This is a genomic window from Dyella sp. C11, assembly GCF_003121485.1.
Taxonomy (GTDB): Bacteria; Pseudomonadota; Gammaproteobacteria; order Xanthomonadales; family Rhodanobacteraceae; genus Dyella.
In genome coordinates, this window is the sequence record NZ_QAVX01000008.1 from 34,915 (window position 1) to 46,777 (window position 11,863).

At 62.8% G+C, this 11,863-nt stretch carries 9 protein-coding genes; all 9 read right to left on the reverse strand.

Translation table 11 applies throughout. The annotated features are described in order from the left end of the window. Window positions 1-29: 29 nt before the first annotated feature. Complete coding sequence (locus DK366_RS09545) at window positions 30-608, reverse strand: NnrU family protein (RefSeq protein WP_109125323.1); 579 nt, start codon at window positions 606-608, stop codon at window positions 30-32. A gap of 69 nt (window positions 609-677) precedes the next feature. Beyond that, window positions 678-1,016 (reverse strand): hypothetical protein, encoded by a 339-nt coding sequence (locus tag DK366_RS09550; RefSeq protein WP_109125324.1) that lies wholly within the window; start codon window positions 1,014-1,016, stop codon window positions 678-680. Window positions 1,017-1,089: 73 nt separating this feature from the next. Further along, on the reverse strand, window positions 1,090-1,647 hold the full coding sequence (locus DK366_RS09555; RefSeq protein WP_109125325.1) for a HutD family protein: 558 nt from the start codon (window positions 1,645-1,647) through the stop codon (window positions 1,090-1,092). Further along, window positions 1,644-3,746 carry an ATP-dependent DNA helicase DinG gene (gene dinG / locus DK366_RS09560; RefSeq protein WP_109125326.1) on the reverse strand — a complete coding sequence of 701 codons (2,103 nt, stop codon included), beginning with the start codon at window positions 3,744-3,746 and terminating at the stop codon, window positions 1,644-1,646. The genes DK366_RS09555 and dinG overlap by 4 nt, the downstream gene beginning before the upstream one ends. A gap of 417 nt (window positions 3,747-4,163) precedes the next feature. Beyond that, on the reverse strand, window positions 4,164-7,079 hold the full coding sequence (locus DK366_RS09565; protein WP_109125327.1) for a TonB-dependent receptor: 2,916 nt from the start codon (window positions 7,077-7,079) through the stop codon (window positions 4,164-4,166). Between the two features lie 217 nt (window positions 7,080-7,296). Next, window positions 7,297-8,931, reverse strand: a complete 1,635-nt coding sequence (locus DK366_RS09570; RefSeq protein ID WP_109125328.1) for an NAD(P)/FAD-dependent oxidoreductase — start codon at window positions 8,929-8,931, stop codon at window positions 7,297-7,299. A gap of 131 nt (window positions 8,932-9,062) precedes the next feature. Next, window positions 9,063-9,716 carry a DsbA family oxidoreductase gene (locus DK366_RS09575; protein ID WP_109125329.1) on the reverse strand — a complete coding sequence of 218 codons (654 nt, stop codon included), beginning with the start codon at window positions 9,714-9,716 and terminating at the stop codon, window positions 9,063-9,065. 154 nt (window positions 9,717-9,870) lie between these two features. Next, window positions 9,871-10,377, reverse strand: coding sequence for a DUF1993 domain-containing protein (locus DK366_RS09580; protein ID WP_109125330.1), 507 nt, complete (start codon window positions 10,375-10,377; stop codon window positions 9,871-9,873). Then, window positions 10,374-11,723, reverse strand: coding sequence for a TCR/Tet family MFS transporter (locus DK366_RS09585; protein WP_109125331.1), 1,350 nt, complete (start codon window positions 11,721-11,723; stop codon window positions 10,374-10,376). The genes DK366_RS09580 and DK366_RS09585 overlap by 4 nt, the downstream gene beginning before the upstream one ends. Between the last annotated feature and the right edge of the window lie 140 nt (window positions 11,724-11,863).

An 11,863-nucleotide genomic window follows, 5' to 3' on the forward strand; every position in this document is an offset into this window, starting at 1 on the left:
GCCCCTGCCACACGCGTAGATGACTGATTTCACCCCATCGGCTGCACGCCGATCAGCCACAGATGCAGCCAGTGCGCGAACACCGCCCATGCGATCACCCCGGCCACCACCACGATGACATCGCCCTTTACCGTGCCCGCGGGATAGGCCACGCCAGCGGCGCGATCCCGTCGCCGGGAGCTGGCGAAATCCACGATGGCCCACAGCAGGAATGCACCGAACAGCAGCACGTCGTGCAGCATGCCGGTCGCCAGCAGATGGCCAAACGCCCACACCTTCACGCCGGCCAGCATGGGATGACCCAGCTTGGCCTTGAGGTGGTTGGCGGGTACATAGGCCGCCGCCACGAGCACGAAGGCCAGCAGCGTGAAAAGCGCGTTGAGATGACGCAAGCCCACCGGCGGCACGTAAAGCACCACGGGTTGCTGTCGCGCGAGCCCAAAGCCGACCACGATCAGCACCAGGCCGATGACCGACACCAGCGAGTAAAGCCCCTTCCAGGCTCCCTCGCCCATGCGCGCGCGTTGCCGCACGCGCCAGTCGTTGGCAAAGATGCGGATGGAATGAACGCCCAGGAACAACACCAGGCCGAGGATCAACCAAGTCATGACAAGCGCCTTGATGACATACGTGCATGGATCATGGCGCGTATCGGTGGCCGGCGCATGAGCCGGGGATCACTCTTCCCTGCAACCGGCACCAAACCATTTGTTGTTCACGGTATCGAGACTGGCATTCATGTCTGCCGCAGAGCAGATCGGGTAGCGCGAATCGCCGTTGCGCTGAATGCTCAACTGCCGGTCATGTTCGCGCTGGTTCTGTTGAGCTGCCTTGGCATCGTCGCGGCGATGCGCGGTGGACATCATGCAGTCGGCAAACTTGTCCGTGCCGGGCTGGTATCCGTAGCTGGCGCAGGTTTGTTCATCGGAGGCGTGTTGCTGTTGTGGCGTGACGGTTTCACAACCGCTGAGGCAGGCACACAGGGAAAGGCCAATCATCACAGCGGGAAGACGCATGGCTAGTCTCCGGGACGTATGGACGTGTTTATCGTCCATGCGACGTGCCCGGTGCGCAAGTAGCCCATAGGCTCTAAATGGTCGTTCGAACCCGCGCCACCAGGGCAATGGCACCTTCATGCAACACAAGAGGGTTGCGGTCAGGCTGCCACGCGTCGCCTGCCGCCAGCGTTCCTTGCGGGGTGTCGGCCGTGCCTTGTGCCAGGAAAACCAGCACGGCATCCGCAGGCATGACGGGGCTGCCCGGGCCATCGATCACATCGATATGGCCGCTTGCCTGTGCACGACGCACCATCAGGTTGAAATCGCGCGTAACGCCGCCGGCCATCGTTACATCCACCTGTGCTTCACCGGCAAAGGCGAACGGTTGCCGTGGCGTCGTGAGCGAGTGCGTTTGATCGCCATCCAGCGTCATGGTGAAGCCTTCGCCTTCCAGCAACACGATCTGGCGATCGATGCCCGGAAACGTGGAAAACGGCGCGGCGCTGTTCACGTCAGCAATGCTGATACGCCACATGAAGTGGTTGCCGTCCGCATCGGCAGGAAAGCGCAGCACTTCGCGCGTCACGCCCATGCCGTTCTTCCACGGCTGGGGTTTCATGTCATCAGCACGGATGATGCGAGCACTCATGCCACTTTCTCAATGACGCGTGTGAAAGGCGGGAGCGACTTGAGCATGCGTTCGCCATAACGCTTGAGCACAACGCGACGATCCAGCAGCACGATGCGGCCACGGTCGGTTTCCGTGCGGATGAGTCGGCCGCAATACTGCGTGAGCAGGCGCGTGGCTTCCGGCACCGTCACTTCAATGAAGGGATTGCGTCCGCGCGATTCCAGCCACTCGGCATACGTTGCACCCACCGGATCGGTAGGCACGGCGAAGGGCAACTGCGTGATCACCACTGTTTCGCACAGCTTGCCCGGCAGGTCGAGACCTTCGCCGAAGGAAGCCAGCCCGAACAGCGTGCTGCCCTTGCCAGCCTCGATATCGGCAACATGCTCGGCGACCAGTTGCGCCTTGCCCAGCGAACCCTGTGCGCGCACCTTGCGCACGTATTGGATGGGCAGCTTTTGCAGCACGCGGTCCAGCTTCGCGCGCGACGTGAACAGCACCAGGTTGCCGGCATCCCAGTCGAGATGTTCCGCCAGCCAGTCGCAGATTTCCTGCACGTGTTCTTCGCGCGCATCGGGCAGCGCGCGCATGGCCGGCACTTCCAGGCGAGCCTGCGCCGCCAGGTCGAAAGGCGACGGCAAACTCAGCGTGACCGAGTCATCGGGCAAGCCGACGGCATCGGCAAAACCGCGGAAATTGCCGCCCGCACTGAGCGTGGCAGAGGTCATCACCACCGCACTCGCGTTGCCCCACAGCACGCTGCGAAGCAGGCCGCCTGCCGAGACAGACGATGCATGACAGACGAGTTGCTGATCGTTGCTCAACGTCACCCAGCGGGCCAACGGCGGCGAATTCTCGCCATCGGTCGCGGACCACGCGCGCCACGTACGCACCTGGCGATCGATGCGCTCCAGCGCCATGCCAAGTTCGCGCGACAGGGCTTCGTTGGTGGGGCCTGTCTCGGTCATTTCCAGCACGGCGCGCCGTACGGCGCCGACCCAGCGCTCGATCTCGCCGGTGAACACGTACAGCGCACGTGCGTGTTCCACCCAGGCTTCCGGCAGCTGACCCAGCGAGCCGCGATACATCGGCTCCTGGTCGTCCGGCGACGGCAGCCAGCCCATGCGGATTTCCTTTTCCAGTTCCTCCAGCGCGTCGCTGAGTTCCTGCAGTTTCTGGTCGCCCGCATCCAGCGTGGTCTTGCCGATCACTTCCTTGTCGGTCAGCGAATAGGCTGCGTGAATCTGCCGGCCAAGACGGCTCAGCTGGCGCGCAGCAGTATTCATGTAGACCTCTGCCGCACCGCGATCGATCGCCTTCGACGGCACGTGATGGCCTTCGTCGAAGATGTACAGCGTCTCGTCGGGCTTGGGCAGGATCACGCCGCCGAAGCCGTCTTCTTCGCGCGGCATGGTGAGGTCGGCGAGCACCAGATCCTGGTTCGCCACAATGATGTCGGCATCGCCCACCGCACGGCGGGCGGCAAAGAACGGACACTGCATGAAATGCGCGCACTTGCGGCTGGTGCAACCACCGGCGCTGGTGGTGATCATGGGGCGCAGCACATCGCTGACCGGTTCGGGCGCGGCATCGATGTCGCCATCCCATTCGCGCCGGTCAAACAGGTCCAGCAGCTTGGACAGCGCCTTCTTGTCGCGTTCCTGGGGCGGCTTGGTCCACAACGCCAGATCGGCGTCGAACCCCAGGCCCATCTGCGAGGTCTCGTTGAGGCTGTTGCTGGCCATCGCCAGGTTGCGTGGGCACAGGTAGCGACCGCGGCCTTTGGCCAGCGCCACCTTGGCCTCGGTGCCATTGAGCTTGAGATAAAGCGGGATATCGCGCTGGACCAGCTGCTCCTGCAAGGCCACCGTGGCCGTGGCGATCAGCAGCTTTTTCTTCTGAGCGCGCGCCACCTCGACACCCGCAATCAGATACGCCATGGATTTGCCGGTGCCCGTGGGCGCCTCGATCACGGCAGCGCCGCCTTCCAGCGCCAACGCCTTGGCCACCTCGGCAATCATCTTTCCTTGCGACGCACGCGCGCGGAAGCCGGGCAGGCCGTCCTTGAGGCGCGTGTAAGCGGCGCGGATCGCGTCTTTGGTGGTATCGGTCAGCATCGGCAAAGGGGCGCGAGAGGTTCGCGTCGAGCGCCCATTCTCGCATGCCCGCCCCTTGCTTGCTGAACGAGGCGAGCCGGGTGGAATGTCAAGAGAAAAGGAGAAATTACCCCGACAGCCCGCAACCATTGGACGAATCCGCCGGCCTGATCCCTGGAGCCATCGCGCGCGTCACCGCGGGCCCATACACAGTCCGTGCGTACGTGGGGCGAGGGCTAATTTAAGGATCGGGGATGTCTGGGGATACGGGACAAGTCTCAAATGGGCGATCGCGTGGAATCAATGTACCTGGTGGATGCTTGAGCGGCTCCATCTCGAAATATTCAGGGTCAAAAAAAGGGCCAGCAATGCCAGCCCCCAAAGTTTGTGCCAAAACGCGATGTCTAAAGCTTGCTTCTTGCTGATCGCAGCGGGTCCTCAGAATTTGTAATTGAAGCCCGCGTAGTAAGCGCGGCCGATGGCGTCATACAAGCCACCGCCGAAGGTGGTACCAAAAATATTGGTCGGCGGGTTGCGGTCAAAGACGTTGGTGATGCCGCCGTAAATCTGCCATCCACTGTTGGGCACGCTGTAACTGACCTTGGCGTCGTTGAAGAAGCCCGCGCCTGCGCGAATGGGTGTCGTCTGTGTCGGGTTGGATGCATAGCTTTCATTGGTCACGCGCAACATCGAGGAGAAGTAGCGGATGTTCCAGTTGAACGCCCAGCTGCCGATGCCGTACGTGTTGTAGAGCGTCGCCTTCCATTCCGGGAAGCCCAGCACGCCGTTGTCCTGGATGGTGTAGGTCGGATCGATCTGGAACGGATGCTCGGTGTACGCAATCACGCGCGTGGCATTGAGACTGGTATTGAACCTGCCGTTGCCGATAGCCGTGCCGTAATTGACGTTGAAGTCGATGCCGGATGTGCTCAGCTCCGAAATGTTCTGCTCGATGGTGCTGATGTAGTTGAGTTCGTGCGTTACCGCGTCGCGTAACGCACTCTGGCAATAGATGGTGTTGATGCCCGTGGTCGAATCGACGCAGTTGTTGGCTGTCTGCTGACCCGAGGGCGACGAAATGGCATTCGTCAGTTTGATGTTCCAGTAATCGGCCGACAGGCTCAACCCTTCAAGGAAGGTGGGCGTAAGCACAATGCCTGCCGTCCACGTCTTGCCGGTTTCAGGCTGCAAATCGGGGTTGCTGCCGGAGAGGCCCGGGATGGTGGCCGAGTTGCTGGAGGTCCAGCCGGAGGGAACGCCAAGCGCCAGACAGTTGGCGGCGCGAACGCTGGGGTCTTTGCCGTTCTTGATCTGGTTGGTGGAGCAGGGGTCGGTGACAGAGAAATAGTTCTGGGTCTGGCCGCTGTACAACTCGTCGATATTCGGCACGCGCACAGCGGTGGACATGGTGCCGCGAAGGCGTACATCGCTGGTGATAGACCAATCCAGACCCCAGCGCCATGCCTTGGTATGGCCAAAGCTGCTGTAGTCCGAGAAACGTGCCGCCGTATCGAACGAGAGGCTCTGTGCACCGGTGCGACCGGTGATCAGTGGCGCTGCGAATTCGATGAAACCTTCCTTGACGTTGTATGCGCCGCTGGACGAAGGAATGGCGTTGAGGAACGTCAGGCCTTGTTGATCGAGCGGGTCGGTGTCCTGTCGGCTGGTTTCGCGGCGGAATTCAGCGCCACCGACCAGGCTCGCAGCACCTGCTTCCCACGGCATCTGGAACAGGTTGTTGTTCGTCACCGTGCCGCCGCCCACGAACTGCGTGAGGTGTGTTTTGGTGGTCGTGGTGGTATTGAACCATTGCGCCGCCGCCGGATCGATGGCCCCCGTGCCAAAGATGCTGGTCGGCACGCAGCCGCCACCCAGTGCGATGGGGTCGAGCACCCGACCGGCATTGACGTTGATGGCATTGGGGTTCAGCGTCGAACGACAGACGATGTTGCCGGTGGATGGATCACGCACGGCATCGATGGATGCGTTGAAACGATCCCTGATGCGATTGTTGAGGTTGTGCCGCGTCTCGTCGGTAACGCCGTAATCCACGTAACCATCGTACTGCCAGTCGCCAGTGATGACGCCATTGGAGCCCAGGACGATGCGGCTCGTGTTGCGAGATGTATCTTCACCGCGGCGACCTGCGTCAACGTCAAAGCGCGAGACCGCAAGGGACTTCTTGCCGTTGGCATCCATCAGCGAAGCGAGGCTCGGCGAGATATATGGGTTGTCCCGCGTGATGATGTAGGCGGTGCCGCCGCTGCCAAAGGCGGGTTGTCTCCACACCTTCACCTGGTTGTTGCTGTAGGTACCTTCGGCGTAGAGATGCTGCTCGGGCGTAATGTCGAAGGTGGCCACGCCGTTGACGGTGGTGCGGTTGTACTTCGGCATGAGTTCCAGCACCTGGTTCGTGTCCAGGCGGTCGCAATCCTGGCAGCGGCCCGTATCGTCCGCGATGCCATCAAAACGCTGCGAGCGCACGCTGCCGTCAGGATTGAAGACATAGCGCTTGCCAAGTTCGGTCGACCTGCCGAGAGAGAAGGTGCCACCATTCGTGATGGTGTAACTGCCGGCATTGTTGAAGAGGGCCGTGTCGGTCGGGCCATTGGGCGTCTTGATCGTTGAATACGACTTGTTGCCGAAGCGATCAGGGAACTCCAGGTTGTCCGACTGCGCATGTTCCACGGACGCCGCAATGTTGCCGCGGTTCTGCGCGAAATTCATGCCGCCGCTGAGCGTGATGCTCCTGGGGCTGTAGCCGCCGTGTTCGGAATCGCCGTACTGTGCACTGAGCTGTGCACCCTGATAGTTCTTCTTCAGAATGAAGTTGACCACACCGGTAACGGCATCGGCACCGTACACCGCCGACGCACCACCGGTAATGACTTCCACGCGCTCGATCCATGCAACGGGAATCATATTGACGTCAACGGACGTGTCACCGGCACTCGCGCCAACAAATCGACGGCCATTGACCAGCACCAGCGATCGCGCGGATCCCAGGTTGCGCAAGTCCATCTTTTGCACGCCTGCGGTGCCGATATAACGCGTGGAGTTGCCCATCGTGTATGTGCTGGCCAGCTGCGGCATGGTGGTCAACAAATCACCCACATTCACGGCACCGCTGGACTTGATGTCTTCCGCCGTCATGACCGTGGTCGGCACGGCCGAGATCACGTTGATGTTGGAAATGCGCGTGCCGGTGACATTGATCGCCTCAAGATCCGAAGCGCGCTTCGGATCTGCCTGCGTGGCTGCACCTGGCAGGGTTTGCTGAGCGAATGCGGTGCCGGACATGGCGGCAAGGCAGGCCAGCGTAAGCAGCCTGCGGCGGTGATAGTGGTGATGCATGCAACCGTCTCCCTACGGGTCGTTCGAAAAGATCGGCTGCTGAGCAAGCCGATTGGCGCGACTTACTGCGTTCGAGCAGCAAGAAGTTTCGATTCGATCACGCGTCGGAGAAGGCGGATATGTAAGGCGAGCGATAGTTCGCGTCGGCGATCTGCCGGCGCAAGGTAGGGGTTCGGATATGTCGAGTCAGCTTATGCTGACATCCGGACGGCAATGATCAGGGCGACGCGTTGATGCTCCGCGCCACCGCTTCCGCCACGCGAATGCCATCCACCGCCGCGGAAAGAATGCCGCCGGCATAACCCGCGCCTTCGCCGGCGGGGAACAGGCCGCGCGTGTTGAGGCTCTGGTAGTCCTCGCCGCGACGGATGCGCACGGGCGATGACGTGCGCGTTTCGACGCCGGTGAGCACGGCGTCGTTCATGCCGAAACCCTTGATCTGGCGATCGAACGCGGGCAGCGCTTCGCGGATGGCTTCGATGGCGTAGTCGGGCAGGGCGGTGGCGAGGTCGGTGAGGTGGATGCCGGGCTTGTACGACGGCTGCACCTGGCCGAGCTGCGTGGAGGGTTTGCCCTTGATGAAATCACCGACGAGCTGACCCGGCGCGCTGTAGTCGCGGCCGCCGAGTTCGTAGGCGCGCGATTCCAGGGCACGCTGCAAGGCGATGCCGGCGAGCGGGCTGCCGCTGTCGTCGAATGCGGCGAAATCCTTGGGCTCGATGCCGACGACGATGGCGGCATTCGCATTGCGCTCGTTGCGCGAGTACTGGCTCATGCCGTTGGTGACCACGCGCTCGGGTTCCGACGTTGCCGCGACCACCGTGCCGCCGGGGCACATGCAGAAGCTGTAGACGGAACGACCGTTCTTGCAGTGGTGCACCAGCTTGTAGTCGGCCGCGCCCAGGATGGGGTGGCCGGCGTTCGATCCAAAGCGCGCCTGGTCGATGATCGATTGCGGATGTTCCACGCGGAAGCCAACCGAGAACGGCTTGGCTTCCATGTACACGCCACGGTCGTGCAGCATGAAGAATGTGTCGCGCGCGCTGTGTCCCACGGCGAGCACCACGTGGTCGCTCATCAGTTGTTCGCCGTTGGACAGCACAACGCCGCGCAACTGGCGCGTGCCATCGGCAGCCGTATCCACGAGCACGTCGTCCACGCGCTGCGAGAAGCGGATTTCGCCACCCAGCGACTGGATGGTCTCGCGCATGCTTTCCACCATCGTCACCAGGCGGAAGGTGCCGATGTGCGGCTTGCTGACGTAGAGGATTTCCTCCGGCGCGCCAGCCTTCACGAATTCGGTAAGCACCTTGCGACCGTGGTGGTGCGGGTCGGAAATCTGGCTGTACAACTTGCCGTCGGAGAACGTGCCGGCTCCGCCTTCGCCGAATTGCACGTTCGATTCGGGTTCCAGCTGGCGCTTGCGCCACAGGCCCCAGGTATCCACGGTGCGTTCGCGCACGGCCTTGCCGCGATCGAGAATGATGGGTCGATAGCCCATTTGCGCGAGCAGCAAGCCGGCGAACAGACCACATGGACCGAAACCGATCACGATGGGACGTTGTTCGAGGTTCTCGGGCGCCTTGGCCACGAAGTGGTAGTTGGTGTCCGGTGTGGGCTGGACGTGCTTGTCGTCCGCGTGGCGCTTGAGGATGACATCCTCGTTGGCCACGTCCACATCCAGAGTATAGACGAGCTGGATGGCGCTGCGCTTGCGGGCGTCGTAGCCGCGACGGAACACGATAAAGCTGTGCAGACCGTCCTTCCCCAGTCCCAGCTTCGCGCGGATGGCGGCCTCAAGGGCGCCTTCGGCATGGTCGAGCGGGAGCTTGATGTCGGTGAGGCGGATCATGCGGCGGGGCGGGCTGGGGGGGGCGGCCGCCTATTTTCGCACGTCTGGCCGGGAGGGGCAGTCGCACACCCGGTGTGCAGCGACTGCCCTTGTGGGAGCGCACCCTGTGCGCGACGCCCTCCGCCGCGAGATCAACCCTCCGCCGCGATCTTCCGCAACGTTTCCTCGAACACTTCCGGCGGCTGGCCACCCTGGATCAGGTAGCGCTCGTTGACGATCACGGACGGCACGGCGCGGATGCCTTGCGACTGGTAGAACTGCTCCTGCGCACGCACGTCCTGTGCATAGCGGTCTTCGTCCAGCACATGGCGGGCCTCAGTGGCATCCAGGCCGACGGAGGCGGCGACATCCACCAGCACGTCGCGCGAGCTCACATCGCGACCGTCCGTGAAATAGGCGGCCAGCAGCGCCTGCTTCAGCTCGGGCTGGCGACCTTCCAGCGCGGCCCAGTGGAGCAGGCGATGGGCGTCGAAGGTGTTCACGATGCGGCTGCGCTTGTCCATGTTGAAGGTGAAACCCAGCGCGGCGCCGCGATCGCGGATGGCGCCCTGGTTCTGGCGCATCTGCTCCGGCGTGCTGCCGTATTTGCGCGCCAGGTGCTCGCCGATGTCCTCGCCTTCGGGCGCCATCTGCGGGTTGAGCTCGAAGGGTTGGAAATGCAGCTCCACCGAGACGTCATCGCCCAGGGCTTCCAGCGCCTGTTCCAGCGACTTGAGGCCGATGGCGCACCAGGGGCATACCACGTCGGAAACAAAGTCGATCTTGATGGGAGTAGGGGCGCTCATGGGGTGATTCCTCGGTTGATCTCAGGGTTATGGGTTCGGCGCGTGGGCCAATCAAGTGGCAGTGCGGCGCCGTAAGCCCTGAGACCGCGCAGGCATAAAAAAGGGCAGCGCGGACATGGCGTGTCCAGCGCTGCCCCTGTGTGGCGTCAACCGGTTACGGCTTGCCGAGGAAATCCATCTTGCCCAGTTCCGCGCCGGCTTCGCGCAGGATCGCGTACGCGGTGGTGCAGTGGAAGAACACGTTCGGAAGTACGAAGTGCAGCAGATAGCCTTCGCCTTCGAAGTGCTGTTCACCGGAGCGCATCTTGAGCGTGATGGCGCGGGTTTCGCTGCCGTCGATCTGATCGGCCTTGAAGCTCTTGATGTAGTCGATGGCGCGTTCGATGCGGGCGTGGAGCTCGGCGAACGTGGTCTCGTTGTCTTCGAACTTCAGTGGCTCGACGCCGGCCAGGCGCGCGCAGGCGTTCTTGGCCATGTCGGTGGCGATCTGCACCTGGCTGGTCAGCGGCAGCATGTCGGCGGTCAGGCGCGCCTGCAGCAACAGCGACGGCTCGTACTTGCGGGCTTGCGCATGCGCCTCGCCCTTCTTCAGCACGTGCTGCAGGTTGTGGAGGGCGCGCAGGAAGACGGGAACGGATGCCTGGTACATCGACAAAGTCATGGGGATTGCTCCGGTGGTTCGGGGTGGTGAATGGCGTGTTGAAGCGGGACGACCGAGGAAGGTTCGCCCGGAAGCGTGTGGGCCGGGTGCGTGGTGTCGGCGGCGAGATCCTGCACGTTACGGGTTGCGCGCATCGCGATCAGCGCGCCGATGGCGAGCAGCGCGGCCGCACGCTCGACCGCCAGTCCCGGCAGGTGAAACGGCGATGTCGGGGAAATCGAGAACGAGAACACCTGCGCGAACAGGAACGGGCCAAAAATACCCGCGAAACTCTGCAGGCTGCTGACGGCTCCCTGCAGGCGACCTTGTTCGTGCGGATCCACCTCGTGCGTCATCAGCGACTGGATGGGCGGCTGCGACAAGCCCCACAGCGCCATCAGCGGGATGCCCATGAGGAAAGCCGCGCCTGTATCGGCAAAGCCCATCACCAGGAACGAACCGATGCCGCACAGCATGCCGCCGAGCATCAGCCGTCGTTCGCCAAAGCGCGGCGCGAGCTTGCGGGTCAGCACGGCCTGCACCAGGCCATCGCAGGCACCGACCAGCATCAGCACATAACCGACAGCGCGCGGCCCCCATTGATAACGATAGTCCGCGTACAGCACGAAGGTGGTCTGCAACACGTAGTGTGCGAGAAACACCAGGAACATCACCACCGCCAGTCGCATCACCAGCGGGTAGCGCGCCAGCAGTTTCAGCGAGCCCAGCGGATGGGCGCTATGGATTTCAAAGCGCTGGGTGCGGCGATCCTTGGGCAACGATTCGGGTAGCACGAACAGGCCGTACAGGAAATTGCACGCCGCCAGGCTGCCCGCGACCCAGAACGGCAGGCGCAGATGGATGTCGCCGAGCAAGCCGCCGATGCCCGGCCCGATGATGAAGCCCAGGCCGAACGCGCTGCCGAGAATGCCGTAGGCGGCCGCGCGCTTTTCCTTGGGCGTGATGTCCGCGATGTACGCGTTGGCGGTGGTGAAGCTGGCCGCGGTCATGCCCAGGATCACGCGTGCCACGAACAGCAGCCACAACGTGGGTGCCATGGCCAGCACGAAGAAGTCGATGGCAAGACCTGCGTTTGAAATCAGGATCACCGGGCGCCGACCGAAGCGATCCGACAGCGCGCCCTGTATCGGCGAGAAAGCGAACTGCACGATGGCGAACGCCGTGCTGAACACGCCCACCCACCAGATCGCATTGGAAATGCCGCCGCCCGCGAGCTGTTCGATCAGGTGCGGCAACACGGGGATGACGACCCCGAACGCCAGCATGTCCAGCACAACGGTGACGTAAATGAATGCCAGGGCGGCACGGCGACGCGGTTGATGCTCGGGAAGGGTTGTCTGATCCATGGAGGTGACCGACGGCAAGACGCGCACGATAGCCCATTACACATGACGCCGTGTGTGCAGTGCGGAAGAGGGGCGAATGCCCTTGTAGGAGCGCACTTGTGCGCGACCACATCCGGCGGTCGAGTCATTGGCACCCTGCG